General features: G+C 44.0%; 27 protein-coding genes and 1 pseudogene. 7 read left to right on the top strand and 21 right to left on the bottom strand.

Annotation, left to right across the window (positions count from 1 at the left end; genetic code table 11):
• Nucleotides 1-2 precede the first annotated feature (2 nt).
• The 7 genes from UQ64_RS05615 to UQ64_RS05585 all read right to left on the bottom strand — a co-directional run bounded on the left by UQ64_RS05615 (nt 3) and on the right by UQ64_RS05585 (nt 6,834).
• Nucleotides 3-1,952, bottom strand: a complete 1,950-nt coding sequence (locus UQ64_RS05615) for an ABC transporter permease (protein WP_060622520.1) — start codon at nt 1,950-1,952, stop codon at nt 3-5.
• Nucleotides 1,927-2,697 carry an ABC transporter ATP-binding protein gene (locus tag UQ64_RS05610; protein ID WP_060622519.1) on the bottom strand — a complete coding sequence of 257 codons (771 nt, stop codon included), beginning with the start codon at nt 2,695-2,697 and terminating at the stop codon, nt 1,927-1,929. The genes UQ64_RS05615 and UQ64_RS05610 overlap by 26 nt, the downstream gene beginning before the upstream one ends.
• 85 nt (nt 2,698-2,782) lie before the next feature.
• The gene (locus tag UQ64_RS05605; RefSeq protein WP_060622518.1) at nt 2,783-3,781 is read right to left on the bottom strand and encodes a sensor histidine kinase; all 999 of its coding nucleotides are present in this window, start codon (nt 3,779-3,781) and stop codon (nt 2,783-2,785) included.
• A complete protein-coding gene (locus UQ64_RS05600; protein WP_060622517.1) occupies nt 3,778-4,479 on the bottom strand; it encodes a response regulator transcription factor in 702 nt (233 codons plus the stop codon). The genes UQ64_RS05605 and UQ64_RS05600 overlap by 4 nt, the downstream gene beginning before the upstream one ends.
• Before the next feature lie 739 nt (nt 4,480-5,218).
• Nucleotides 5,219-6,013, bottom strand: coding sequence for a TIGR00266 family protein (locus UQ64_RS05595; RefSeq protein ID WP_060622516.1), 795 nt, complete (start codon nt 6,011-6,013; stop codon nt 5,219-5,221).
• A 132-nt stretch (nt 6,014-6,145) separates the two neighbouring features.
• Nucleotides 6,146-6,643, bottom strand: a complete 498-nt coding sequence (locus tag UQ64_RS05590) for a DUF3278 domain-containing protein (protein WP_060622515.1) — start codon at nt 6,641-6,643, stop codon at nt 6,146-6,148.
• Nucleotides 6,640-6,834, bottom strand: coding sequence for a helix-turn-helix transcriptional regulator (locus UQ64_RS05585; RefSeq protein ID WP_060622514.1), 195 nt, complete (start codon nt 6,832-6,834; stop codon nt 6,640-6,642). The genes UQ64_RS05590 and UQ64_RS05585 overlap by 4 nt, the downstream gene beginning before the upstream one ends.
• 177 nt (nt 6,835-7,011) lie before the next feature.
• Here UQ64_RS05585 and trhO point away from each other — a divergent pair, with 177 nt between their 5' ends.
• On the top strand, nt 7,012-7,908 hold the full coding sequence (gene trhO, locus UQ64_RS05580; protein WP_060622513.1) for an oxygen-dependent tRNA uridine(34) hydroxylase TrhO: 897 nt from the start codon (nt 7,012-7,014) through the stop codon (nt 7,906-7,908).
• A gap of 256 nt (nt 7,909-8,164) precedes the next feature.
• Here trhO and UQ64_RS05575 read toward each other — a convergent pair whose 3' ends face one another.
• The 5 genes and pseudogenes from UQ64_RS05575 to UQ64_RS05555 form a co-directional block, all read right to left on the bottom strand.
• Nucleotides 8,165-8,836 (bottom strand): YitT family protein, encoded by a 672-nt coding sequence (locus UQ64_RS05575; protein WP_060622512.1) that lies wholly within the window; start codon nt 8,834-8,836, stop codon nt 8,165-8,167.
• 315 nt (nt 8,837-9,151) lie between these two features.
• Nucleotides 9,152-9,652 (bottom strand): Crp/Fnr family transcriptional regulator, encoded by a 501-nt coding sequence (locus UQ64_RS05570; protein WP_036682996.1) that lies wholly within the window; start codon nt 9,650-9,652, stop codon nt 9,152-9,154.
• Nucleotides 9,653-9,826: 174 nt separating this feature from the next.
• Nucleotides 9,827-11,758 carry a PTS fructose transporter subunit IIABC gene (locus UQ64_RS05565; RefSeq protein WP_060622511.1) on the bottom strand — a complete coding sequence of 644 codons (1,932 nt, stop codon included), beginning with the start codon at nt 11,756-11,758 and terminating at the stop codon, nt 9,827-9,829.
• A gap of 37 nt (nt 11,759-11,795) precedes the next feature.
• A complete protein-coding gene (gene pfkB / locus UQ64_RS05560; RefSeq protein ID WP_060622510.1) occupies nt 11,796-12,707 on the bottom strand; it encodes a 1-phosphofructokinase in 912 nt (303 codons plus the stop codon).
• Between the two features lie 153 nt (nt 12,708-12,860).
• Nucleotides 12,861-13,634, bottom strand: a pseudogene (locus UQ64_RS05555) (DeoR/GlpR family DNA-binding transcription regulator); the annotation flags it as partial.
• Between the two features lie 76 nt (nt 13,635-13,710).
• Between UQ64_RS05555 and UQ64_RS31575 the strand changes: the two are divergent.
• From UQ64_RS31575 to UQ64_RS05545, 3 genes are all read left to right on the top strand, one after another.
• A complete protein-coding gene (locus UQ64_RS31575) occupies nt 13,711-13,899 on the top strand; it encodes a hypothetical protein (protein WP_209445721.1) in 189 nt (62 codons plus the stop codon).
• A gap of 42 nt (nt 13,900-13,941) precedes the next feature.
• The gene (locus tag UQ64_RS05550; protein ID WP_060622508.1) at nt 13,942-14,220 is read left to right on the top strand and encodes a hypothetical protein; all 279 of its coding nucleotides are present in this window, start codon (nt 13,942-13,944) and stop codon (nt 14,218-14,220) included.
• 200 nt (nt 14,221-14,420) lie between these two features.
• Nucleotides 14,421-15,530, top strand: coding sequence for an AI-2E family transporter (locus UQ64_RS05545; protein WP_060622507.1), 1,110 nt, complete (start codon nt 14,421-14,423; stop codon nt 15,528-15,530).
• Between the two features lie 106 nt (nt 15,531-15,636).
• Here UQ64_RS05545 and UQ64_RS05540 read toward each other — a convergent pair whose 3' ends face one another.
• From UQ64_RS05540 to rnhA, 3 genes are read right to left on the bottom strand one after another with little or no spacing between them, the layout of a single operon-like run.
• A complete protein-coding gene (locus tag UQ64_RS05540; protein WP_060622506.1) occupies nt 15,637-16,041 on the bottom strand; it encodes a hypothetical protein in 405 nt (134 codons plus the stop codon).
• Between the two features lie 31 nt (nt 16,042-16,072).
• A complete protein-coding gene (gene ung / locus UQ64_RS05535) occupies nt 16,073-16,741 on the bottom strand; it encodes a uracil-DNA glycosylase (RefSeq protein ID WP_060622505.1) in 669 nt (222 codons plus the stop codon).
• Nucleotides 16,742-16,785: 44 nt separating this feature from the next.
• Nucleotides 16,786-17,448: a ribonuclease H gene (gene rnhA / locus UQ64_RS05530; RefSeq protein WP_060622504.1), complete on the bottom strand. Its 663-nt coding sequence runs from the start codon at nt 17,446-17,448 to the stop codon at nt 16,786-16,788.
• A 312-nt stretch (nt 17,449-17,760) separates the two neighbouring features.
• On the opposite strand from rnhA, the gene UQ64_RS05525 reads away from it, so the two are divergent.
• Nucleotides 17,761-18,333, top strand: a complete 573-nt coding sequence (locus tag UQ64_RS05525) for a hypothetical protein (RefSeq protein WP_060622503.1) — start codon at nt 17,761-17,763, stop codon at nt 18,331-18,333.
• A 53-nt stretch (nt 18,334-18,386) separates the two neighbouring features.
• On the opposite strand, the gene UQ64_RS05520 is transcribed toward UQ64_RS05525, so the two are convergent.
• The 4 genes from UQ64_RS05520 to UQ64_RS05505 all read right to left on the bottom strand — a co-directional run bounded on the left by UQ64_RS05520 (nt 18,387) and on the right by UQ64_RS05505 (nt 21,366).
• Nucleotides 18,387-18,962: a type 1 glutamine amidotransferase family protein gene (locus tag UQ64_RS05520; RefSeq protein WP_060622502.1), complete on the bottom strand. Its 576-nt coding sequence runs from the start codon at nt 18,960-18,962 to the stop codon at nt 18,387-18,389.
• Complete coding sequence (locus UQ64_RS05515; RefSeq protein ID WP_060622501.1) at nt 18,963-20,075, bottom strand: DNA alkylation repair protein; 1,113 nt, start codon at nt 20,073-20,075, stop codon at nt 18,963-18,965.
• 99 nt (nt 20,076-20,174) lie between these two features.
• Nucleotides 20,175-20,819: a hypothetical protein gene (locus UQ64_RS05510; RefSeq protein WP_060622500.1), complete on the bottom strand. Its 645-nt coding sequence runs from the start codon at nt 20,817-20,819 to the stop codon at nt 20,175-20,177.
• Nucleotides 20,820-20,835: 16 nt separating this feature from the next.
• On the bottom strand, nt 20,836-21,366 hold the full coding sequence (locus UQ64_RS05505) for a hypothetical protein (protein WP_060622499.1): 531 nt from the start codon (nt 21,364-21,366) through the stop codon (nt 20,836-20,838).
• Nucleotides 21,367-21,632: 266 nt separating this feature from the next.
• Here UQ64_RS05505 and UQ64_RS05500 point away from each other — a divergent pair, with 266 nt between their 5' ends.
• Nucleotides 21,633-21,851, top strand: coding sequence for a hypothetical protein (locus UQ64_RS05500; RefSeq protein WP_060622498.1), 219 nt, complete (start codon nt 21,633-21,635; stop codon nt 21,849-21,851).
• An 87-nt stretch (nt 21,852-21,938) separates the two neighbouring features.
• On the opposite strand, the gene UQ64_RS05495 is transcribed toward UQ64_RS05500, so the two are convergent.
• Both UQ64_RS05495 and UQ64_RS05490 read right to left on the bottom strand, forming a co-directional pair.
• Nucleotides 21,939-22,952 (bottom strand): Gfo/Idh/MocA family protein, encoded by a 1,014-nt coding sequence (locus UQ64_RS05495; RefSeq protein ID WP_060622497.1) that lies wholly within the window; start codon nt 22,950-22,952, stop codon nt 21,939-21,941.
• 183 nt (nt 22,953-23,135) lie between these two features.
• Nucleotides 23,136-23,990, bottom strand: coding sequence for a sugar phosphate isomerase/epimerase family protein (locus UQ64_RS05490; RefSeq protein WP_060622496.1), 855 nt, complete (start codon nt 23,988-23,990; stop codon nt 23,136-23,138).
• A 173-nt stretch (nt 23,991-24,163) separates the two neighbouring features.
• Between UQ64_RS05490 and UQ64_RS05485 the strand changes: the two genes are divergently transcribed.
• Nucleotides 24,164-25,069 carry a helix-turn-helix transcriptional regulator gene (locus UQ64_RS05485; RefSeq protein WP_060622495.1) on the top strand — a complete coding sequence of 302 codons (906 nt, stop codon included), beginning with the start codon at nt 24,164-24,166 and terminating at the stop codon, nt 25,067-25,069.
• Nucleotides 25,070-25,605: the final 536 nt, after the last annotated feature.

The following is a 25,605-nucleotide window of genomic DNA, read 5'->3' as shown; positions in this document are numbered from 1 at the left end:
ATTCAGATCAAGTTCTTCTTCAAGTTGCGTAAATAACGGCTGCGAATAAAAAAGAAGTAAAGTCCCTGGACAGCCAAATATCCCAATAACACCGCCCCGGTCTCCACAGCAATAGATAAGTAAAACAGCCGCTGAAGCGCAATAAAGGCAAATACACTATGCAAAATCGCCACCCCAACCGGAACAAAAAACAACAACGACAATTGTATCGTTACAATTCGGTTTAGCTCTTGATCTGTAAGTCCCATTTTGGACAAGGTAGAATATTGATGACGATCATGATCTAGATCTGTATACAGCCGGAAGTAAAGGAAGCTGCCTGCTGCAATGAAAAAGACAGTACCCACCAGTAAAGAAGCGAATAGCATCGTGTTGTACAATGTTCTCTGTATTTCAAACAGCGTGCCGCTAACAACAATCGCGTATGGAGAATTACTTTCATAGGACCGTTTGCCTTTATGAGCAAGATCCGCTGCTATACCTACCGTTCGCGGGAAGTCATCCATATAAAATCCTGTATACAAATCGGTCTGTACGGGATCAATAGCCTTGTAAAGCTCATCGCTAATCACAACACCACTGAAATCTCCCCCATCCCTTCCATCCAGCTCCGGCAATAGATATTCAGCAATCGGAACATGCTGGGTATACCCTGTTTCTTGAATGGAAAGTCCTTGCTTCAAGGTGTATATCGGCTTTACTCTACCCGCTTGCAGACTCCGGTCTCGTTGCGAACCGATCATCACCAGTCCTTCATCTCCACTAAGAGGGCGCTCATCCGTCGTAAACCCTGCACGAAGCAGAGCAAGCTTATAGTCACTGTAAGCAATCAAGGGAAGCCTTAACGTACGGTCTGGCCCGCTCTGAGATTCCACCTCCGCGTATTTGATCGGAATGCTAAGTGTCTCATAGGGTAAACCAAGTGTCGTAAGCTCTTCCTTAATTTCGTCCACATGCTGATCAAAAGGATCCTGCGATTGCTTGCCTTTGGCTACATAGCCAACTGCTGCGGGATAGTCCAGTTTCAACTCTCTGGAAAGCGTATGGATCGATGCGAATACTCCCACTGAAGTAAAAGATACTGCGGATACAATCGTCACCATAAAGAACATTCGGGCATTCTCTTTCCAGCGGTAGGACAAGCCCGATAAAGTAATGATATTCGTGTGGTTCCAATACAGGCGCCGGATCGTCTTAAGTAGTTTAACAGTGTAAATACTGAGCTGAGTATAAAAGAGATAGGTACCCGCAACCGTAATCACAACGACGGGGAACATCACCTTTTCAACCGAAGCCGCTTGTGCTGTAGCTGCCATATAATAGCCCGTCAGCAGTAATAAAGCAGACAGTATAGATAACACCAAGGAAACTTTAGGCTCCTCTTCTGCTTTTCGTTCTCCCTGAAACAACCGCATCAGCGATTCATTCCCAATAAAGAAGAACGTGCTCAGCGAGATTAGAATAAATAACAGAGCAAAACTGCATATCGTAAGTACAAGTGCCTGCCATGGAAGATGAAACGTTAGAAGAGGTATTCCTAGAAAAGTAGATCCGATCATCAAAAACAATTTGCCCAGAATTAACCCTAGTAAAGTACCTGTCAGGATGGCAGAGGTGCCGATCATCATATTTTCCAAAAATACCATCGTGTTGAGCTGTCGCTTCGTCATTCCATGCATCAATAAAATCCCAAACTCCATCTTACGTGACTGCAGGAACGATCCGACCGATACAAGAACGAACAAGGAGCAAAACACATAAATAATGGCTTCTGCCGCCATCATGGTATGAGCTGCTGTACTATAAACCAAGCTCTTAGAAATATCCGGATGGTAAATAAACAAAGCGCACACAAAAAAGATCATCACTGAAAAAGCACTGACGACAAAATAAGCCGCATATTTACGCTTGTTACGTGTAACATTCCTATAAGCGAATTGCCGAAAGGTCATGGCTAGTTCCCCCAAGCAGAGACAGCATATCAATAATACTTTGGAAGAAGGCGCCTCTACTGCTCCCCCTGTACATTTCACTATAGAAACGTCCGTCTTTAATAAAGATGACTCGGTTACAAAAGCTCGCGGCCACTGCGTCATGCGTGACCATCAGCACAGTTGCCCCCTCTTCCTTATTCACCTCTGTCAGCATATTCATGACTTCACCTGAAGCTTTGGAATCCAGATTTCCTGTTGGTTCATCTGCTAAAATCAGTGAAGGACGATGAATCATCGCCCGGGCGATGGCGGTCCGCTGCATTTGTCCACCTGAAATCTCGTATGTCCGTTTTTGCAGTAAATGCTCTATATCCAGCATACTTGCTACTTCTTGCAATCTGCTCTCCATTTCCTGTACACGGGCACCAGCTAGTGTGAGAGGCAGAACAATATTCTCCTCTACAGTGAGCGTATCCAGAAGATTGAAATGCTGAAAAACGAAACCGAGCTCATGGCGGCGAAAGAGTGCCTTTTCTTGTCTGCTAAGCAGATTGGGATCTTGGCCGTTGATCAGAATCTGACCGGAGGTCGGCTGGTCGATGGTCGCGATCGTGTTGAGCAGCGTTGTTTTTCCACTTCCCGAAGGTCCCATTATGCCAACGAACTCCCCTTTTTCAACAGAAAAGCGGATATGATTCAATGCCTGAGTGGACACTTTACCCTCATATATTTTCGATAAATTATGAACATCTAGAATGGGCAAGTGTTACCTCTCCTTCTTTCGACTGGATTGCCTTCATTATACAAAGTGTATACAAGGGCTGCTATTTCTGAAACTTACAATGACCTTACACATTTGTAAGGTAATGCTCCTTAAACACAATTCGCACGGTCGTGCCCTTACCTTCTTCTGAGCAAATGCTCACCTCGTGACCAAGTTTTCCGCAGATCTGTTTCACAAGATATAGACCCATCCCCGTGGATTCTTGAAAGGTTCGTCCATTCACACCTGTAAAATAAGGATCAAACACACGCGGCAGATCACCTGCTGGGATACCAACTCCTTCATCTCGTATCTCCAGCACGGCGCTCTTTTCCTCTTGTATGTACCCATGAAAATAGACATGTTTGCCGACTTCCGTCGTATAACGTATTGCATTCGTAATGATCTGCGTAAGCACAAAACTAAGCCATTTTTCATCTGTGGTTACGGCGATTCGCTCATCTATTTTAATAGTAGGAAATATACGATTACGTATGAACAGACGCTTCTGCTCTGAGGTCACACCACGTACAAGGGTTACCAAATCCAATCGTTCCACGTAAAAATCATGCTCAAAAGTATCTAGCCGAGCCGTATAAAGTACGGTATCCAGTCCTTTTTTCAGACGATCCAGTTCATCACCTATGGCCGTAAAAGGCGGGCCATCCTTATCTTGAATCATCAAATGGATGACAGACAATGGTGTCTTCATCCCATGTACCCACTGATTAATAAAGTGAATATGTTCTTCCAGCTTGTGGCGGTAGCTGTGTAAATCATTTTTGTATAGGCGGAATTGTGACCCTAGTAGTCCTCGCAGACTCACGGCAAGCGGAGAATCTTGTGATGGACCACCTGCTTCATCTAGAGAGGAGGGTAGAGTCTCAAGTCGTTCATAGAACGTACGATTGCTGATATACCGATAAGCGAGGTAGCCAAGCAGCAGACAAGTGCTGAGAAGAGCAGCGTATAGACTTACGCTCACACCACTCCCCCCATCCAGCCGATATACTAGTGTAATTAAGATGAGCTGTGCTAGATAGACTATGATTAAAGGGATCTGCTCCCGCAAAAACAGCTTCAATCCTCATCCCCCCAATTCGGAATCAAGCGGTAGCCTTGACCTCGAACGGTTTGAAGACCGTCCGTAATCTCAAGAGCGGCGAGCTTTTTGCGTACACGGGTGACATAAACATTGAGTGTATTCTCATCCACGAAGGCTTGCTCATCCCAGATTTTTTCGAGCAGTCTGTCGCGGGTAACGATAGTACCCGACTTTTGCATCAGTTCATCTAGTATCTTGGCTTCCGTGTGGCTTAAGTCTACCTTAGTTTCTCCTCGAGTAAGGATTAGTCGCTCCACATCCAGCGTCATTCCGGCAACGGATAGGGTACGCTCATTGTTGCTTCCCGCATAGGTGCCGTAGGCGCGTCGTAATTGGCTTTTAATTTTGGCCATCGCAATTTCATAATCAAAGGGCTTGGTGATATAATCGTCGGCTCCGTTTTCCAGCGCCATTACCTGATCCATTTTGCCGTCACGGGCAGATATAAAAAGGATAGGGCAGGTGGAAATCCCACGAATCTGGCGGCACCAGTAATAACCATCGTATTTTGGCAAATTAACATCTAATAGAACCAGGTGCGGAGCAAACGTCTCAAACTGAGTGCGAACCCGCTCGAAATCATTCACAGCCTGCGTTTCATATCCAAACTTATGTAAATAATCCTGTAGCAGAGCCACCAGTCCACGGTCATCTTCTATAATAAATATTTTGAACATATCATGCCTCCGGTCACAGCCTTAACATTATAGTACGTGTTCAAAAAGTACGGTTTTCAGCACCGAGAAGATTGGATGAAGGTAGAAACTGAGGAGCGGAGCGTAGTGGAAGCTACGTGAGCACCGGAAGTTTCGCTTGAATTCAATATTCGATGTCGAATAATCTTCTTGGAAAACTTCGTGATCAAAAGCGGACTTTTTGAACAACCTCTTATAAGGGCTTTGCCAAATAATATATACATGGTGGACAGGGTTAGTCAAATTGTTAGGAGGATTGTGAGGCAAATCGTCATGCGTAAAGCTAGGCAGATCGTCATACCTAACGCAAGGCATATATTTAATGGTTTTGAATTAAACTATCCCAAGCCCAACCTCTAAAAAAAGACCCGTGAATGAGCATAATCATTCACGGGTCTCACTATTTAGTTAGTTGCAGATACAATAGCGGTGGACATCACAGAGTCGATAATAAAAACGTCAAACGGCGATATCACATCGAACATAAGTATCCAATGTCTTGCTGAAGCAATTAGAACTGGATCCGGTCATTTCTACGGGATTTATACCGTTCTTTTGGCTGGATCCGCTCGATCCGTGCAAATCTAGGCATGTTTACCGTTCTTTTGCTCCATTTGGGCCAACACGCACAAGATAAGGGTATTTCTGCCCTTGTCTCTCCCTAATAAGCAACTCACTAAAACCGCTCATTCTGTGCCTCGACCATCATCCGCGCCCAAACCTATCTGCCATCCAGCAGATTGCCGAGTCCGCCAAGCACGCTTCCTTCTTCTTTGCGTCCGCTGTTACCAGCTGCGGACAGAATACGGTCAGCCATACGGCTAAATGGCAGCGACTGCACCCACACCTTTCCAGGTCCGCGCAGTGTGGCGAAGAACAGACCCTCGCCGCCGAATAGCGCGGTTTTGACCCCTTTTACAAACTCAATATTATAATCCACCGAAGATGTCATAGCAACTAGACAGCCAGTGTCCAGCTTGAGCGTCTCTCCCGGTTGAAGTGTGCGTTCCATAACGTAACCGCCAGAGTGTACGAATGCAAGTCCGTCCCCCTCCAGCTTTTGCATAATAAAACCTTCTCCACCAAAAAATCCTGTGCCCAGCTTACGCTGAAATTCAATACCGATAGAGACGCCCTTCGCCGCACAGAGGAATGAATCTTTTTGACAGATCACTTTTCCAGCGTATTGCTGAAGATCGAGCGGGATGATTTTTCCTGGATATGGGGCAGCAAAGGTGACACTTTTTCGTCCATAAGAACCACTGTGTGTGAATACAGTCATAAACAAGCTTTCCCCTGTCAGCAGACGCTTGCCCGCGCCCATTAGCTTACCCATCAGTCCACCTCCACGCGTGCCCCCACTACCGTCACCAAAAATGGTCTCCATCGTTATTTCCTGATCCATCATCATGAAGCTTCCAGCTTCGGCAATTACACTCTCTCCGGGGTCAAGCTGCACCTCCACACACTGTATTTCCTCGCCCATAATAACATAATCAATCTCGTGAGCACTCATCCCGCAGTTCCTCCTTTTAATTACAAGCCACCCAGTGACTTTTTCAATGAAAATATACGCGTATTGCGACCTAATGTTTCATTCTATTAAGACGCAGCCCTAAATTTTATCTATTGAAGAGATATTGTGGCACTAATAACATTTCTTCACTTTAGACTTGCCTATGAAGTACATTGTTACGCCGAAGAATATCCCCCCGCATAGCCAGATGATAAAATTACTCCAGGTTAGTTCAATGAGACCACTTGCGAGATAAGGAAGTATGTATGCATTTAGTATAAACATTAATGATCCCCAATAAAGACCTGCCTGAAATCCACCTTTACGTAGCTTCTTGATCTTCTCCCTATACTCCTCTTCACTGGTACATTCTAGTGAATCCAGCTCTTTTTTGCGAATCCGAAAAAACACTTTGCTAGCGTAAATCATATTCACAATTAACAAGCCTATTGTCCCGATGCTAAGTGTATTCTTAAACGTATCCACAAGAAGACAAATGAACATAAGAGCCATAGAGAGGTAGAACATCAATGCCCCCGAAAATGCAAGCTCTTTATAGATTTCTTGCAGCTGATACTCATCACGGTCATTTGTTACGCCTATAAGACGATTTAACATTTTGTTCTTCATCGCTCTTCCTCCCAGAATAATGTGTTCAGGTCTGTATGTAGGATCTTAGCAAGTGCAATACATAGGAATAACGTTGGATTATATTTATCGTTCTCAATAAGATTTACAGTCTGGCGGGCGATGCCAACACGAGTTGCTAGCTCCATTTGCGTCAGTCCAGCGATCTGCCTATATTCTTTAACTTTATTCATATAAGACCCCCTCGTGTACAATATATGTGACACTTATGCGAAATGTCAATTATACATGACACACTTATTGTTACTGATTCAAGAGTATCTCTTGTCAATACTTGATAATATGTTACAATACTTTTTATACTTAAATGTTTATTTAGTAGTCTAATTCTAATGATAAAGGTGAAATGAATGAACCCACAATCGGAATATGCAATTCTGCTATACTATAAATTTGTACAAGTGCCGGATGCAGAACAATTCGCCCAGGAGCATTTGGCATACTGCAAAGAGCTGGATGTAAAGGGACGAATTCTCATCTCAGATGAAGGCATTAACGGGACACTATCCGGTACGGTTGCCCAAACCGAGCAATACATGAAGGATTTGCGCGCAAACCCGCTGTTTAGCGATATCGTCTTCAAGATCGATGAGGCTGATGATCATGCTTTCAAAAAGATCTTCGTTCGTTATAAAAAGGAACTCGTGACGTTCCGGGTCGAGGATGAACTGGACCCTAACGTGATTACCGGAGAGCATCTGGCGCCTAAAGATTTCTATGAAATGATGCAGCGCGACGATGTGGTGATTCTGGATGGTCGTACCGGCTACGAATACGATCTTGGTCATTTCCGCGGCTCCATCCGCCCCGAAGTGGACAGCTTCAAAGAATTCCCGGACTGGATTCGCGAGAATATGAGCGACCTTAAGGATAAACCAATCCTGACCTACTGTACAGGCGGAATCCGCTGCGAGAAATTAAGCGGGTTTATGATGAAGGAAGGCTTTGGGCAGGTGTACCAGCTGGATGGCGGCATTGTGACTTATGGTAAAGACCCTGAGGTACAGGGCCAACTGTTTGATGGAAAATGTTATGTCTTCGATGAGCGGATCTCCGTACAGATTAATCATACCGACGAGGATATCGTTGTTGGACGTTGCCATCACTGTGGTAAGCCAGCTGACCAATTCATCAACTGTGCCAACGATGCTTGCCATCTACAGCATATTTGCTGTGAGGACTGTGAAACACAGCACAGTGGTCATTGCTCGGACGAATGCGAAGCTATCACGAATGCCGTGGGCTAAATAAAAGGACAAGCTGGTCGCAAATGTCTCTACACGATTCAAAGATGAGCACATGAGAGTCTTAAGTTAACTAAAAGGTGGCTCACAGGATTTTCACTGTACGCCACCTTTTGTTATGAGCGAAACGTCTGAGCAACGCCCCTAAGGTCTACACCCTTTAAATTACGTCATATCCAACAAAAAAAGGTCAACCAGAAAATTCTGGCTGACCTTAAATGTAGTATATCCCCGAAATAAGCTGTTTATACAGCCTTATTCACATTACCGTACCATCATGCGGTTTACGCAGCGTAGACTGCATCTTTGGCGCCTTCACTAACTTTGGTTTGCCTAAAGAAGTTGTAAAAGTGATCACATAGCCAGCTACGACTACCGCCATCACGGTATACATCGTTTCTTTAACAGGCATATAAAAGAGTGATAATGCCAGAACGATTACGTCCAACATGATGAATACTGTACCTACTTTAATTCCCTTCCATTCACTGATCAGCAGCGACAAAATATCGTCTCCACCACTCGCGCCGCCGCTTCGCAGAATAATTCCCGCGCCTAAACCTGTCAGTACGCCAGACAAAAGGGCTGCTAACGCCAAATTGCCCTGCAAGTTGATGACCAAACCGGAATAACGTTCCATGAGTCCGTAAAAGATTGTAAAAGCTCCTACAGAAACAAAGGTGTTGCACACGAACGCTTTCCCTTTGAACATCCATGCAATCAAGAGTACTGGAACGTCTAGAAGCAGAGTTGAAAATGAAGGTGAAATTCCTAATACATATTTGCCGAGCAGCGATAATCCTACGAATCCGCCCTCAGACAAATGGTTCTGAAAATTGATGTGATAATAAGCAAATGCAAGCAAAAATGTTCCAAACAAAATGACTGTCAACCGGAGCAGTACATTCACTCCGTAATTGTGGTTCCTCATACAGGTCTCCCCTTATCGTATATGGCGGCTAAACGTCCCACCAACCTCTACGACGGGTAAAACCGGAGGTATTGCTCCTTCGCATATATATACTCCTTCCCCTCGCAGAGGCGGTTCGTCGAATAACAACGGTTCACGCACCTTCTACAGGGAAGCTAAGTATAAGACAGATCATAACGTTTCCAAATCGTCCTTTGGGGAATCGTCCTTCGGGGACACATGGTATCCTGATCCTTTCTCTAATTTGATAAGTTCTGTTTACATTATACCACGGAGCCACCCTACTCTAAACAGTTTGCCAGAAAAAAGCAGGAATCACTCTGTACTCCGTAGCAAACGGTTGATTGTTTCACGTCTTACACCGATCAATTGTCCTATTTCTTCCTGGGTCAATAACTCTGTTAGCGCTGCACCATGAGAGTAGTCATTAAACCAGCGGGTTAGCAATTCCATACGTTCTGCAGGTGTACCTACAGTAAGATGATCCAGCCGTGTCTGCATAAACCGTACCTTCTCCTGAAGCAGTCTGGCGATTTCCATCGCTTGACCAGGATCATCTCGCAGCTGTTGATACCATTCTGCTGATGGAACTGCCTCCACCTCGCTCTTCATCATCGCAACCGCTGTACCATGCGCCTCCTTTGGCGAAATGAGTGAATGATGGGGAACCATCTCACCGGGATACAGGATGTTGAATAACACCATGTTCCCATTCTCATGAAGTCTTGTGACCTTGAACAGCCCGCTTTTTACCTTAAATAAAAAATCACAGCTGTCTCCTTGGCGGAACAAGACTTCCCCCTTATGTAATATCATCTCGCTCGCTCCTTTTCCTTCTCATTATATATATTTTCAATTATATAAAATTAAACCTCATTTATGGAGATAAATCTACCTATGGGCGGAAAGGGGTAGATTAACGTCCATGCAAAAACTGCTGGACACCAGAATAAAAATTCTGACATCCAGCAGTTCAATTTACTTATAAAGTTACTTTGCCTCAAGAGGTTTCTTCCATAATCCAAGCATTAATCCGGAAATTACAGATCCGATCAGAACGGCCAACAGGAACAGCAACGCGTGGCTCGAAAGCGCGGCTACAAAGATCCCACCATGCGGTGCGGGAACGTTGATATTCCAAAACTGAGTGAGACCACCAGCTACGGCTGAACCTAGGATACAAGAAGTCAGAACACGCAGTGGATCGGCAGCGGCGAATGGAATCGCTCCTTCTGTAATGAACGACAAACCGAGTACATAGTTTGTTAACCCTGATTTGCGTTCTGATTCTGTAAATTTATTCTTAAAGAAGGTTGTAGCAAGCGCTATTGCAAGCGGAGGCACCATACCGCCTGCCATTACAGCCGCCATCATGAATCCGTTAGTATTTCCACTGGTAGTGAATACCCCGATGGCAAAAGTGTAGGCCGCTTTATTGAAAGGACCTCCCATATCAATGGCCATCATTCCACCGAGTACGAGACCCAGAATCACTGCATTAACAGTTCCAAGATCGTTAAGCCAATTAATTAGTCCTACGTTCATCCAGCTAAAGATCGGATCGAACAGGTAGTACATTAAGCCACCAGTAATCAAAAGCCCGAATACCGGATATAACAGAATCGGTTTTAGTCCGTCGAGCGTTTTCGGCAGACCTGCAAACACTTTGCGCAGACCGATAACAACATAACCAGCCAAGAAACCTGCAGCCAGACCGCCGAGGAATCCAGCATTGGAATTCAAGGCCATGTAACCGCCAACCATACCTGGCATCAGGGCTGGACGATCACCAATACTAATCGCAATAAATCCAGCAAGGACTGGAATTAGGAAATGGAAGGCACCATCGCCGCCACCAATCGTCTGCAGTAACTGGAATAGTGGATGATCCTCTCCACCGACTTGTTCAATCAGGAAGGAGATCGCGAGCAGAATACCACCGCCGACTACAAACGGCAGCATGTGGGAGATACCGTTCATCAAGTCTTTATATATTTTACTGCCGATACTGCCTGATTTCTCTTTTGGCTCACCGTCATTGCCGCTGCGACCTTCATTATGGTAGATCGGTGCATCGCCGTTCATCGCTTTGCGAATGAGCTCTTCCGATTTACGAATTCCGTCACTAACCGGTCTTTGCAGCACAGGCTTGCCATCGAAGCGAGCCATTTCCACTTGCTTATCTGCTGCCACAATTACACCACTTGCACGCCGGATCTCATCAGGGGTAAGTACGTTTTTGGCACCCTCTGAACCATTCGTCTCTACACGGATATTGACTCCCATTTCCAGAGCCTTCTTCTTGAGTGCATCTTCAGCCATAAAAGTATGCGCAATTCCAGTAGGACAAGCAGTAACAGCTACGACAAATGCTTGGGAATCCGGGTTGCCGACGATTAGCTTTTCAGGTTCTGACTTCGAGACAGCTTCAGCAGCAGCTTCATTCTCTTTCTCCTTAGCTTCTCCTTCCGCCTGTTTGGCATCGAACAAGGCGGATACCTCATCTGGAGTTCGGGTATTCATCAGCTGTTCAATGAATTCGCTATCGATTAACAGTCTGGACAGCGAGGCCAAAGTACGAAGATGCATGTTGCCCGCTCCTTCAGGGGCGGCAATCATAAAGAAGATCCGAGCCGGCTCATCATCTAACGATTCGAATTCCACGCCCGTCGCACTCTTCGCAAATACAACCGTCGCTTCATTCACTGCTTTAGTCTTGGCATGTGGCATTGCAATACCGCCACCAATCCCTGTACTGGACTGCTCTTCACGCTTCAGAATCATCTCTTTAAATAGAACAGGATCATTGATTCGGCCACTAGCGGCAAGACTTGCAATCAATTCATCCATTGCACCTTCTTTAGTGGTTGCTTTTAAATCCATTATCATTGTATCTTTTATCATCAAATCCGTAATTTTCATGTCTTCCAACTCCCTTGAGTCATTGAATGCTGTTTGCTTACACTTCTGAGATGTCGATCAGCGGTCTAAGTTTCTCAATAAATTCTCTATTTGCCAGGTCATCAGAGAACGCCGTTGCACTTCCCGAGGCAACACCTGCACGGAATGCCTCCATCAAATCTCCAGTCAAGGATAATGTGCCGACGAATCCAGCGATCATGGAATCTCCTGCGCCTACAGAATTCTTTACTGTTCCCTTTGGAGCATTGGCGTGGTATACCCCATGTTCCGTTATGAACAAAGCTCCTTCACCAGCCATTGAAACTAACACATGCTTCGCGCCAGCTTCGAGCAGCTTGCGTCCATAAGTTATAATTTCTTCCTTAGTCTGTATCGTAACGCCGAATAGCTCTGCAAGCTCATGATGATTAGGCTTAACAAGCAACGGCTGATGAGGGAGTGCCTTTTTCAGCGCTGAACCCGTTGTATCAATGACAAATTCGGCCCCTCTTTGCTTGCATACAGATATCAATCTGTCATAGAAATCTCCACCCACTGATGGGGGAACACTTCCCGACAAGATCACAACATCATTCCCATTCAGAGCGGTCAGCTTCTGCAAAAGCGCATCGGCCTCCGTATCTCGGATGACAGGCCCTGCACCGTTAATCTCCGTCTCCTCACCATGCTTAAGCTTGATGTTAATTCGGGTATCATCAGAAACAAATACGAAATCACTTGAAATCGATTCTTTTCGCAACCATTCCTCAATATATCGCCCGGTGAATCCACCCAGGAAGCCTATGGCCTTATTCTGAACCTCAAGCTGATTTAACACGCGTGATACGTTAATCCCTTTACCTCCGGGAAGCTTTAAATCACGTTTCATTCGGTTCAAATCACCTAGTCTCAAATCTTTAACTTCCACGATATAATCAATGGAAGGATTAAGCGTTACTGTATAGATCATAATTATCCCTCAATTATTTTGGTTTTCTAAGCCATATATTACCGCCTAAACATGCGGCAAATGTAATTTTTCCAAACAATCTTACGATGATTCCTTACCACTTAATTAAGGCTGTTTCAGTTTCTATTCATAAAACATATCATCTACCTAAGTTCATACCAGAGAGACGTCAACGCCCATTTGCGTAAGCTCACGAATGAATTTGTCAGACGCACCAGAATCAATAATGCAATGATCCATTTCCGTCACATCGGCAACCTTGCAGAAGGATACCTGACCCAGCTTGCTATGATCTGCCAGCAGGATCACTTGCTTCGCTACCGAGATCATCTTTCGCTTAGTTGCAGCCTCGAGCATATTCGGTGTCGTGATGCCATCTCGTAAGTCCAACCCGTTGGTTGCAAGAAAGGTTTTATCCACCCGCACCATCTCTAAAGAACGTTCTGTCATCGGTCCTACAAAAGCTAGTGTATCGGGCCGCAGCATACCACCTGTTATCGAAACTTCTATATTCCGGCAATCCCTCAACTCATTGAGCGCCATGATCGAATTCGTAATCACCTTGATATTAGAAAAAGTCTTCAGCTCTCTTGCGATCTGTAGTGTTGTGGTTCCAGCATCCAGCAGAATAGCATCGCCTTCCTCAATCATCTCTACAGCCTTGCGTGCAATCCTCTGCTTCTCATCCAACAAACGATCTTCCTTATCTGGATAGGACGCCTCAAAGTTGACACTCTGCAGGGATACCGCCCCGCCATGCGTTCGTTTCAACAGCTTAGCTTCTTCAAGCTCTTTCAGGTCACGGCGCACAGTAGATTCGGATACACCCAGTTCCTGACTTAGCTCCTGTACCGAAGCCCTTGAATTCTTTTCCACAAAAAGCACGATTCTTTGTTTTCTCTCTTCCTCAAACAACATCGTGATTCGCTCCTTTAAGTTACAGTGCTATCCTTTTATTAAATGCGTTTATTTTTGGAATTTCATGACCATTATTTGATCATTCTTGACTGTTATTGATCATTTCTGCTCGTTTATGATTTTAACAGCGTTTTCATCATCTGTAAAGCGCTTTAACATTAAAAACGACACTCCGACAGATGTAATAACTGGAATAAACTCAGCCTTCCTTAAAGGGGAAACAGCGCCACTAGAAAATTACATACCAATCGCCTATCTCATCGCTGGTGTTTAAAACATATTAATACTACATATAGGAAAAAGCGGGTGATCAGAAATGGCCAACGGAAGAAACAATAAAAAAATGGGCGGTAAAGGCAATACGAATAGTAATGGAAATAACAATGGGAACGTTACTAACCGTGAGGAAACAGCAGAATTAAGCGCTGAAGATTATGAAATCATCGCTGCCGCACTGGCCACTCTAGGGGATTTTTTTGCTTTTTTATCTCTCGTCAAGGCAAGACAAGTTACGAAGGAAAGCGGAGGCGAAATTGAAGTGCCAGAAATATTCACCCTATCCACGAAGAAACCTTCTAGACGGAAGTCAAGATAATCCATAAAGGCCTCGAGTAGTTAATAAAACGATGTTATGGCTATGTTTTATGAACTACTTATTTGGCGTAACTTTAGACATCTGGACATCCTCTACGGATATGCCAAGAACTACCTATAGGAGAGTAATCCATTCTTTTGAATCAAGACATGTGAATTAGGGTTATTAAACTACATAGATTATTATTTTGAACTTGGGGGATGTTCCTATTGCAACAACAGAAGTATTTTCGGACAAGTCTTGCTATTATCGCTTTTTTACTTATTTTGTACTTAGGCTCCAAAGTAATGTTTCTATTCGCGCCTTTGGCTGCCATTGTCAGATTATTACTCGTTCCCATGGTACTATCAGGTTTCATGTACTACCTGTTACGCCCCTTAGTAAGAGTTCTTGAGAAAAGAAATTTAAACCGGACACTCTCCATCTTGCTCATTTATTTCCTGTTTGCGGGATTGTTTGTTCTCTTCTGGATTCTAGTCTGGCCGACGCTGCAAGAACAAATTCAGAACTTTATTGATAACACCCCTTATCTCGTTCAGGGATTACAGGATCAGTTCAATGCATTAAGGGACAATCCTACTCTGTCACGTTTTTTCCAAGGGGACTCCGACATAGCTGCCCGTCTATCAGAATATCTTAGCGATGCTATTACTTGGGTGACTAATTCGATGTCCAATTTGATCGGCGTAGTTTCCAGCATTGTTATTCTAATCGCTACCTTGCCCATCATTCTGTATTACATGCTAAAAGATGACTATAAACTGTCACCAAAACTACAGGGCTTAATCCCTAGAAAGTACCGTAAGGAAGGCAAGGAGATGTTCGGGGATATTGACAGCGCACTGAGCAGTTTCATTGTCACACGCGTGGTGTTAAACGTTGTACTTGGTATTTTGTTGTATATCGGCTTTCTTATCATTGGTCTCCCCTATTCACTGCTGCTCGCAGTAATTTCAGTACCGCTCAATTTCATTCCTTATGTGGGTTCTTTCCTTGCGGGAGTCCCAGTAGTTATTGTTGGATTCATTGAGTCACCTACGATGGCAATCTGGTCTCTGGTCGTTATATTCATTGCACAGCAAATTCAAGATAATGTACTCTCACCGATCATTTACGGCAAATCATTAGATGTTCATCCACTGACAACGGTCCTTCTTGTTCTTATAGGTGGGGATTTCTACGGTATTATTGGAGTGCTTATTGCGCTACCCGTCTATATGATTGCCAAAATTGTTTTTCTGCGTGTGTATGAGATTATTGTTGCAGATCGAGAGGAAGAGGCTGAGCCTCTTAAGCATGAGAATCTATAGCACTTTCTAAGCGTTATACGAACTGAATGAAGTTCCATAAAGAACAAAAAGGCACATCTCCGAGCGGAGACCCACCTTTTTGTTCTTCTTTATAGGATTTCTGAAATTAACCTCGCAAAGAACGAACTACAAATATATGATTGCCTTTCATAAGGTTCTGTCCATCTTGAAGTGTAACTGAACCTTTGGTATGCGAAACGATGGTCGTATTCAGAACAATCAGCCGATCCTCTTTCCAAACACTTACCGCCGATTTAAAATATACTGCATTATCAAATTGCTGCCGTTCCCTCATCACATAACCCACAGAATGCAAGACTGGAGGCAGTGCTCTTTCTCTAGGAGCTAAAGCTTTGATGACCACAATATCCCGAAATGGCACAGCAATTTCCTGATGACCGATGACCGCTACAGAAGCAGAAAGATCCCATTTGCGCAGAATGCCTTTCATGATCGTGTAAGGTTCGTCGCCGCAGTACATGATAACCGGTTTACCAACCCAATGCTTCATAGCTCCCTCCCCCTTCCCAACATCCCATTAGTTATAAGTCCGAAATGAACCAATCAATCCCTTTCATTCCCTTCGACTCCAAAAACTGATTGACCTTCGAAAAAGGACGACTACCAAAGAATCCACGATATGACGAGAGCGGGCTCGGGTGTGGAGACTGAATAACCTCATGTCGACTGTGGTCTATAAAGGCACCTTTTTTTTGTGAATGACTGCCCCATAAAATAAACACCATCGGCGTAGTTCTTTCATTTAACTTCTTCATTATGGTGTCTGTGAATGTCTCCCAGCCTAGACCTTTATGAGAATTCGGCTCCCCCTCACGTACTGTTAATACCGAGTTGAGCATAAGCACACCCTGTTCAGCCCATCCCATTAAGTAGCCGTGGTTTGGGGTTGGTACACCGATATCCTCCGTTAGCTCCGTATAAATATTACGCAGTGAAGGTGGTATACGCACTCCCGGATTTACTGAGAAGCTTAAACCGTGAGCTTGTCCTGCTCCATGGTAAGGGTCCTGTCCCAAAATAACAACTCGTGTCCCGCTATAAGGCGTAACCTTTAACGCCGTGAACAGTAATTCTTTTGGCGGATAGACTGTATGTTCCTTATATTCACTTTCCAGATTAGCCATTAGCTCCAGAAAATAGGGCTTTTGCATTTCATCTTGTAATATCTCATCCCAATCGTTGCCGAACATCCCCAATTATCCTCCTCTAGCCAAAATCCAGAGCCTTACAGCACTTATTTCCGGCCATAATCTGCTTTGATTTCGCCCCACTCTTTAGTCTGCCACTTAAGCACCTTATTGTCATATGTATTGGTTTGCAACCAACGCTCTGCCCGATCAATAAGCACCCATATTTCCTCTGTTGAAGCATCGCGCGGCAAGGTTGTAGCAACCCTTTTCTGCTTTACCCACTTCATTGCATTCACAGAGTCACTGTAGACCGTCTTATTGCTTCCCTCTTTCTTTAAGAGCGCCAAAGCATGCACAATCGCTAAAAATTCACCTAGATTATTAGTCCCCTTGTTAATCGGCCCACAAGAGAAAATAATATCGCCGGTTTGTGTATCCACGCCTTTGTATTCGACTGGACCCGGATTGCCACGCGTACCTACATCCACAGAAATGCTGTTGTAATCGATCTCCTCTGAGGTCTCCACTGTAGCGCTTCGTTTAAAAGAACTTGTCCCCTTAGACTTAGCCGCACCGGATGCCGATGCCCCGGTTCCCCAATTTCCTTTCCAACCTGCTGTGTAAGCCGCATCCGCCGCTGCTTTAGATTCATAAGATTTATATTTGGCTCCGGTATAGTGATCCGTCTGCGCCTGGCATTCTGCCCAAGTGCTATAGACTCCCGGTTGCTTGCCTTCCCATACTACATAAAACTTCTGTTTAGCCATTGGTACAGCTCCTTTTTTTTCACCTTTACTTATTGTAATCTAAATTGCTTCTTCATCAAAAGAAGAATGTTATTCTTCTTGAATTTCTTCGAATAATTCATATTTTCCAGGTCATACTATACGCCAGAGATGTCCAGGCCTATATTACCATTTGTAGAATGATCGGTAAATATTATTGTGTCCACAAGCAGAAACGCCTTCAGCGTCCCTAAAGGACGGTAAACGTTTGTGCTTACACCACATTAATACTAACTAATCAGTCTATATTAAGCTCGAAGGATATCAGTACAATTACTCAGGGAGGTTATACAGATGAGAAAGATAACAAGCGTAGCCGCAGTATTTGCAATTGTGCTATTGGTCGGATGCGGAAACTCAACCAATAACAATGCCAACGTCACCCCCACCGCCACTACTACGCCTGGTAACACCAATAACGCGGGTAACACTAATAACACCACAGATGCTGTAACCTCAGCGTCGGTAGTAGATAATGAAGAGGCCTTTAAAAAGGCTATCAGTGCGGATGGTACTTGGATTGCTGCTACGCTGAAGGACTTGACCTTCACCGAGGATCTCGTGCTGGACGGACAATTCACGAATAAAGATGAACCCGCCCGCAAGATTGCTCTCTATACACAAGATGCAGAGCACAATATCACCAACTCCTATAAACTAACTGCACCAAAAATTACGATCAAGAGTAAAAACGCTCGTATTCAAGGCGGTACATTTATTGGTGATGTATACGTAGAAGCGGACGGCTTCAGCTTAGTAAATGCAACGGTTGAAGGGAATGTTTACTTCTCAGATGCTAAGTATCAATCCACATTCGATACCTCGGATCAAGGAAAAGTAACTGGCGTCACTGAAGTGAAAAAATAAGCAAAAAGGTGCTCTCAAGTCCATAAGACCTGAGAACACCTTTTTTCATGACTTCATGATTCCTGATAAAATCCATTTTTGAAAAAGGTATACCATCCATCAACTTTTTCTACTGGCATAACCTTTAACTTCTTCAAGATTTCCCTTGTAAATTCCAATGCAGCCGTACCATTAGCAGTAATGATATCGTCACTCGAAACGGTCTGTTTTTCTATAAAATTTGTGTGCCCTTTATAATTAGGAGCGTACTCTTTTAAGTAATCCAATGAATTCCCAGTGTGAGGGATGTTATCTAAATAGCCATGTTCTGCTAAAAAAGTAGTTGCGTCACATATAGCGGCAATAGGTGTTCTATCCTGTATACATTTTTCAACAACTGGAATAATTGCTGAATTATCTTTCCAGGTTGTACCCCCAATTAAAATTAACATTTCAAACTGGGAAGGGATATTGTCAATATTATAGTCCGGAATAACTGTAAATCCGCCCATAGACTTTATATTATCGCTATTTAAAGAAACTGTCCTAACTTTGTATTCACTTTCTGGCTTGTTTAGTTCGGCACTTATATATCCAGCTTCCCAATCCGCATATCCATTAGAAATAAAAATCAACACTTCTTTTTTCATTTACTGACCCCCCTCAAGTTTCAACACCGTATCTGCAACTTCCCGCCCGTTAACCAACAGCACAATCCGATGTTCCCCGGGATAATGACGACGAGTGGTTAAATCTGCCCAGCGATGCGTCCGTTTGCCCGACAGAATTGTACCCCCGGGTACTGTTTTATCCGATAGTAAGAAGGATTTACGAGAGGTTCGACCTGTAGCCTTCACGAAGTAGATTCCATATTCTATTCGAATACGGGCAGGAGCTCCTTCACAAACTTGAATTTCGTATTGTAATTCAGAGTTTTCTCCAATCCGCAACAGGGTAGGATCAATCGCTATAGAAGCACTCGTTATGAGTGGTGTTGCTTCATCTGTTTGCTCCGCATATCCAAATAAAGCCATAATCTCCGGATTAGCTTTACGGATTAAAGAACGACATCCATGCCGCACAATCCAGTCCGTGAGGGGATCTGTACCTATCCAGCGGCGAGCTGTCTCAAGCACTACCTCCGGGTGATCCTTCGCAATATCGTTCAAATTGTTAGCCACGCTCTTGCGCACATATAGGGAAGAATCCGTCTTAAGTTGCTCCAGTACAGGTAACACAGGGGATGGATCTAGTTTAAACATAGGGAGAGCCTGTCCCCAGGGTAGACGAGGACGACAACCCTCACTTGCTAACCGGCGCACATGCTCATCGGGGTGCTTCGACCATACTAGCATTTGCTCCATCATCCGCTCCGGTTCACGCAAGAGAAACGGTCTAACCGCAAATTCTGCTGACGACTTCGGTGTGAACCTTTCCAGCGCCTGCATGGACAGCTTCCAATGCTCATCACCTTGACCAAATACCTCTACAAAGTCCGGAAAGATCAAGTATGGAAATCCCACACAATCCTCAGTAATAGCGAATAAAATCGCCAGCGCTTCCTCATAAGGAAGCTGTAAATGACTTCCCAGAGTCTCTGTAACCCGCCGCATCCTTGCCTTCAGTTCGAGCGTATCCCAGGGTTCCGCCATAGCTGAAATTACAAATGTATCTGTGTCGAAGCCACTATGTACACTATGAATCTTTTCGCCAAAATGATGCAGAAATTGTTCATTGTACATCGCTTTTAAAGGTTCAGCCATTGTGTATCCCTCATTTTCTTCTATAGATCATCAGAGTTAATCTGTTATGAAATCGTAGCACACCCAATTTGACAACAGTATGTCAACTTCGGCCATTCCCTAATCTAGAACATCAACCTGCCTAGTCTCGAGATTAATAATGCGACTTCTCGTATCATTACTCGAAATATAAATAGGTTGTCCGGTAGAGTCGATCCAATATGAGATGGGAATCGAAATTCCACAATTTCGGTAAGATCCGTCAGCATGGCTTGTCCCAATAATCATCGTGTTATATTTCACGGCAATCCTAATGGCTTCATCGATCCATAATGCAAACTGTTCTTCGCTGAACATGCCCACCCCAATCGGATGTGCAATGAAATCTAACGACTCTGCTTGTCCTTCCAAACCAACATATCCCTGCAGCAGCTCTAACAGCAAATAACCAATACTGAGGCCATCCGCTTCCGCAACTGAAGGGCGATACAACAATTCATCCATAGGAGATTTAGCTCGTTCCAAAATGATATCCCCCGAAGGATGAATCATTAGCGCTCTATCCTTGTTGTTGCTGTTCCTATATCCTGTAATGATCAGCTTTTTATATGTTGTGGCGAGTTTACATAAGGTCTTTACACTGGCTTCATCTGCTACATAACCTTCTGGATACAACACCGCGTCAAAAGAATCCTGCCTGCTCATTTCTTTGAGTAAATGCTCCAAATGGGGTTCGTGATTAGGTTGCGCTACGAGTAACCTCATATTTTCCCTCCAACGATTAATTAATTAGCACCTTCACCTGTTCCATACTTTGCTCTGCACGACTGTTCAATGCTCTTTTATCTTTAAGACCAAGCTTCTTAAGCTCATGTCCAGGGTCTATGACCATCGGCTGTGAAATAACATTTTCGAGGATCTGCACAGCAACTTTACAGGCCTCAAATAACAGTTCTTTTGAGATCACTTGTTTATGGGAGCCAATAATATCAACCAGTTTCTCTGCGTAGATCAATCTAACCAGACTATCCGCACTCATCATATTCCGCGAGGCAAAAGAAGATACCTTCTTCACAATCCAGCTGTCTTGATAGTTTCTCGATAAGGCATCTAATGCAGTAATCGCTTCCCAATCCCGGATCGACAGCTGTTCGGCGTACTCCAAGGCCATTTCATTGAGCCATTCTAATTCATGTTCTCTAGGAATTTCAAAGCTCTTATACTCTTTAAGCAAACCTGCCTTATGCATATTTAAAAAATGACCCAGAAATCGTGTGTATAACTCCTTGGCTCTTTGTGTTTCTTCTGTCATTTGGCGATCATCCTTTCACTACACAAATCATATCCGTCCGCAGGTTTCTTTTCAAACCAGAAAGTAAAAAAAGACAGACAGCGAAACAACTTCGCTACCTGCCCTCGGATGATCTTCGAAGAATAAATACAATTACAACCAAATTTCGCATATTTTTGACCAAAATCAAGTAATTCCTCCTCAAAATCATCCGCAAATCGTGGTAAAATAGTTCCTTAGGATTATTTATATTCATACATGTTGAAGATATCACCGGAGGGAATACCATGCCACATACACTTAATAAAAATATTGATTTTTTTATAGCCGCTTTATCCCAAACTTATATCTCTGCCCTACAGCTTGACCCTGATGGAATGTATTCCGAGGTAGCCTCAGGAATTGTTGAGCAGTTCTCCGATGAACAGGTACGTCTAAGAAGATATGACGGCTCCGTATCACACTATGCTAGGGACAATACAAAGTTTCAGAGGAACAAAGGTTAAATATCCTGCACGACAAAAAGACGCGACTGGAGAAATCATCTACAATGATCTATACTCCAGTCACGCCTATCCAACCTCTATATTCTGCTAGTTAAGTACAATCCATTCCCCTTCGGCATTCGCTGACTGTACTTCCGCCTCTATGATTTCCAAAGATTCTGCTGCACTCTCCGGCGTACAAATGACAATAGGCTTATCTTGAATAATTGCATCCAGGAAATAAACTAACTCTCTGTAGTAACCCGCATCCGGGGAAAGCTCCACCGTAAAGCCTGCTCCATCATTGGGATTCACCTTGACTCCACTACCATCAAATACAACATTTCCTCGCTCGAAGTTAACCCTATACCCCATGTAGAAACCAAAGTCGCCCTCCAGCGTCCAGTCCACCTGAGCATTAATCACCTTTGCATCCTTATAAAAATAGTGTGAAGAAGCTATATCATATCCGCTTCCTGGTAGAACGTTCCGTGCCAAAGTCGATACTTTGTCCGGTTTGCCGAACAGATAGTTAATCATATCCGTATCGTGAATATGCATATCCAGGATGCAGCCACCGCTTAGCTTCTCATCCAGAAACCAATCTTTAGGAGCTCCCGAACCACGGTAGAAATACCCCTCCGTCACTTTTCCAAATTGCTCAGTTTCAACAACTTCTTTCAAATATTCATACCCTGGCCAAAAACGAAGGCACTGTCCGATCATCAGCTTCTTTCCTCTGCGCTCCGCGGTTTCTACCATTTTCTGCGCTTCTATAGAAGTTCTAGCCATCGGCTTCTCACAGAAGACATGATATCCTCGTTCCAGCAGCGAACAGGCCATTTCAGCATGCAGGTAAGTAGGAACTGCAATATCGATCATATCCAATTCCTCATCCGCTATCATTTTCTCCAGATCATCATAGAGATTGTAAGCTGATAAATCATACACTTCTTGAGCGGTACTCATATTGCCGTCCGCTTTACCGTCTTTTAATTCCTCAATTCGCAAATCACAGATAGCTTTTAGGACGATGGGATGCCCCTCTTCTGTTAAGCGAACATAATTATCAAAATGCATCCGGCCCATAAATCCAAAGCCAATCAAACCGATTTTCAACATAATGAAGCCTCCCCGTTAAATGAATAATACTTAATCAAGCTCTATCCAGGCACCTTCCAGACCAGCGGATGGTTGAACAGCTCTGTAGGCCGTCTTCGTTTAATTGGACATAATTATCAAAGTTCATTCGGCCCATGAATCCAAAGCCTACCAGTCCGACTCTGAGCATTGCCTCCCCCTACTCTAAGCTTTGAAAGTGGTGCGTCCGAGAATGGCATCCATAGCTGCAGAAGTATTAAAAATAATTTGCTCCGTATAATGTGTGTATGACGGTATCATTTCACCCGTAACATAATTGTTGTAGCCAATGTCCTCAAGCGCTTTCATGACTGCTGGATAATCCACATCTCCAGCGAGCAGATCAACAAATCCGTGAAGCCCACCAGCTGCCCGGCGGTAATCCTTGAAGTGCACCTTCTTGATCCTATGGCCTAGAATCCGTATCCACTGCTCTGGATAACCGGAATGAACGATATTCCCAACATCAAGATAGGAACCAACATAACTGGAACTGACCGTATCAATAAAAGTACGTAATTCGAGCGGTGACAGCAAGAATTTATTCCACACATTCTCGAGACCAATGGAAACGCCCGCTTCCTCAGCATCCTTGGCTAAATGACTAATCGCTTCCAGCGCTCTATCATATGCTTTTTCATAATCAACAACTTCACAGCCCTCGATAAAATCCACACCAACAGCGCCAGGAATGACAAGAATCGAATCTACACCAAGCGCAGCTGCCAGCTCCAGTTGTTTTTTGCATACGTCGATTGCCTTAGTTCGATTAGCTTCAGATTCACTAGTCATTGCATAAGACCAATACAGACCTGTTGCCAGACCAGCGATCTCAAGACCCGTTTCATGAATAGAATCCCGAAGGAGACGTGCCTCTTTCTCAGTGGTTTGCAGACCAAGTTCACCTGACTCATTTAATGAAAGCTCGATCCCCTCAAATCCAGCCGCTTTAGCCAAACGTACACATTCTTTAATTTCTGTTCCTTCCCGAAATGACCAGATGTTTATTCCCTTTTTCATTTGAACCCTCCTCATACTTGTTCTTTTCCGTTTTTGACGTTCCAGACTCACATGCATTTTGTATCCTTTATTTATTTATATTATAATAGATTTAAAGCTCAAATTATTTAGGCGAAGAAGAGACTTTTTGCATTATTCCGGTCTATTCTATTAAACATTCAGGAGGCAGTTCCATGTCTGACAAAAATCCCTCTTATCCACTGAGAAAGCAGGTACCCTCTCGTGATTGGTCACCCGGAATTCACTATGCACAATTGCAGACACTTCCGCCTTGCACCTTCCCAAGAAGAAGGCTATATGACTTCGAGCTACTATATGTTCGCCAGGGCAAATTATTAACAAAGATGGATACGGAGGAATATATACTGAACGCTGGGCAGCTAATTTTTCTCTCATCTGGGCTATATCATCAGAATGCGATCCTGTCAGATTCAGATACTAAGCTTATTGGAATCCATTTTGATTTCTTTGGGGAATCCATTATTACACATGAGGAAGATATGGTAGTTAATGAGGATGAAGTCATGCACGATAAATTCGCCTTTGAAGCTGTAACCGCTCCTTTCATGCCATTGTCACAAGAACCGGTCTACTCCCCACCTCCTGAATGTGTTCATGCCATGGAACAGCTCGTTCATGAATTCACCATGCGGCCTGCTGGCTATGAGTGGGTCTGTCGAGGGCTGCTACTTGGCATCCTGACTTCGCTGCTTCGAACACAAAACTCCCGAGATGCTGCTAAATCTTCTGTTCATACCGAGCGAATCAGGGCATTAATAGATGAGATAGAAGAGCGGTCAGCTGAGCGCTGGACCAACAAATCCATGGCCGCAGCCATGAATATGCATGAGGACCATTTTGCCAAGCTGTTTCGTGAGGTGGCGGGTATGCCCCCCGGAGAATACCTCCGTTCGATCCGGCATAGGGAAGCGCGTAAGCTACTGCGAGAAACGGATTGGCCGATTGAACGGGTGGGCGATCAGGTCGGCTATCCCGATATTCATTATTTCAGTAGGGTGTTCACGGCGAATGAGGGAATTTCTCCGCGGGCGTATCGTAAGTTGTCTCGGATTCTCTAGATTTTATATAGTTAGTTTATAGAATCTATAAAATCAATAGAATCAATATAGTTTTTAGAGTTTATTGAGTTTATTGAGTCTATATAGTCCACAGAATCTATAGATTCTGCATTTGAGCAAGATCTGACTCTGTCTCCTCAAGCGCAACTAGTAGGATGTCGCTCCAAGAGGCTGATGACTGGACAATTGACTAACCAGTAACTTTAAACCGGAGCACCAGCGAATAATCCTGCAAAAGTACATCATTCTATGTTTAGATGGTGGTTAAAGTATGGATTCCTGCAAATCTGCAGTATTTATAGCTCCAGAAGAAGTTTTCGAGCCATTAGTGAGGATATTACTGTACATTCTCCTAGGCCCCCTAATTAAACTGGAGTCTTTACACCCAATAATCTAAACTTAAGTTAAAGGAGTGATCCAGTATGGGGAAAAGGTTGGATAAAGAAACGCAGCTTAACATCGTCAAAGAAGCGTTGGCTGGTATTAAGGTGGGGGTATTGGCTCGCATGTATGACATCCATCCTGAAACCATTCGT

The organism is Paenibacillus etheri (genome assembly GCF_001012825.1).
GTDB lineage: Bacteria > Bacillota > Bacilli > Paenibacillales > Paenibacillaceae > Paenibacillus_AQ > Paenibacillus_AQ etheri.
The sequence above is the reverse complement of the archived record's forward strand: the minus strand, read 5'-3'. Positions and strand labels throughout refer to the sequence as shown.

Bases quoted from the DNA above. Each gene is read 5' to 3' on its own strand.
- UQ64_RS05590 (WP_060622515.1), bottom strand. From the start codon at position 6,643: ATGAAGAACAAAATGTTAAATCGTCTTATAGGCGTAACAAATGACCGT.
- UQ64_RS05550 (WP_060622508.1), top strand. From the start codon at position 13,942: ATGGCCAACGGAAGAAACAATAAAAAAATGGGCGGTAAAGGCAATACG.
- UQ64_RS05565 (WP_060622511.1), bottom strand. From the start codon at position 11,758: ATGAAAATTACGGATTTGATGATAAAAGATACAATGATAATGGATTTA.
- UQ64_RS05495 (WP_060622497.1), bottom strand. From the start codon at position 22,952: ATGTTGAAAATCGGTTTGATTGGCTTTGGATTTATGGGCCGGATGCAT.
- UQ64_RS05510 (WP_060622500.1), bottom strand. From the start codon at position 20,819: ATGAGGTTACTCGTAGCGCAACCTAATCACGAACCCCATTTGGAGCAT.
- UQ64_RS05515 (WP_060622501.1), bottom strand. From the start codon at position 20,075: ATGGCTGAACCTTTAAAAGCGATGTACAATGAACAATTTCTGCATCAT.
- rnhA (WP_060622504.1), bottom strand. From the start codon at position 17,448: ATGGCTAAACAGAAGTTTTATGTAGTATGGGAAGGCAAGCAACCGGGA.
- UQ64_RS05615 (WP_060622520.1), bottom strand. From the start codon at position 1,952: ATGACCTTTCGGCAATTCGCTTATAGGAATGTTACACGTAACAAGCGT.
- UQ64_RS05505 (WP_060622499.1), bottom strand. From the start codon at position 21,366: ATGACAGAAGAAACACAAAGAGCCAAGGAGTTATACACACGATTTCTG.
- UQ64_RS05485 (WP_060622495.1), top strand. From the start codon at position 24,164: ATGTCTGACAAAAATCCCTCTTATCCACTGAGAAAGCAGGTACCCTCT.
- UQ64_RS05490 (WP_060622496.1), bottom strand. From the start codon at position 23,990: ATGAAAAAGGGAATAAACATCTGGTCATTTCGGGAAGGAACAGAAATT.
- ung (WP_060622505.1), bottom strand. From the start codon at position 16,741: ATGTTCGGCAACGATTGGGATGAGATATTACAAGATGAAATGCAAAAG.
- UQ64_RS05520 (WP_060622502.1), bottom strand. From the start codon at position 18,962: ATGAAAAAAGAAGTGTTGATTTTTATTTCTAATGGATATGCGGATTGG.
- UQ64_RS05595 (WP_060622516.1), bottom strand. From the start codon at position 6,013: ATGAGTGCTCACGAGATTGATTATGTTATTATGGGCGAGGAAATACAG.
- UQ64_RS05540 (WP_060622506.1), bottom strand. From the start codon at position 16,041: ATGAAGCATTGGGTTGGTAAACCGGTTATCATGTACTGCGGCGACGAA.
- pfkB (WP_060622510.1), bottom strand. From the start codon at position 12,707: ATGATCTATACAGTAACGCTTAATCCTTCCATTGATTATATCGTGGAA.
- trhO (WP_060622513.1), top strand. From the start codon at position 7,012: ATGAACCCACAATCGGAATATGCAATTCTGCTATACTATAAATTTGTA.
- UQ64_RS05500 (WP_060622498.1), top strand. From the start codon at position 21,633: ATGCCACATACACTTAATAAAAATATTGATTTTTTTATAGCCGCTTTA.
- UQ64_RS05545 (WP_060622507.1), top strand. From the start codon at position 14,421: ATGTTCCTATTGCAACAACAGAAGTATTTTCGGACAAGTCTTGCTATT.
- UQ64_RS05600 (WP_060622517.1), bottom strand. From the start codon at position 4,479: ATGTTCAAAATATTTATTATAGAAGATGACCGTGGACTGGTGGCTCTG.
- UQ64_RS05570 (WP_036682996.1), bottom strand. From the start codon at position 9,652: ATGATATTACATAAGGGGGAAGTCTTGTTCCGCCAAGGAGACAGCTGT.
- UQ64_RS05585 (WP_060622514.1), bottom strand. From the start codon at position 6,834: ATGAATAAAGTTAAAGAATATAGGCAGATCGCTGGACTGACGCAAATG.
- UQ64_RS05575 (WP_060622512.1), bottom strand. From the start codon at position 8,836: ATGAGGAACCACAATTACGGAGTGAATGTACTGCTCCGGTTGACAGTC.
- UQ64_RS05525 (WP_060622503.1), top strand. From the start codon at position 17,761: ATGAGAAAGATAACAAGCGTAGCCGCAGTATTTGCAATTGTGCTATTG.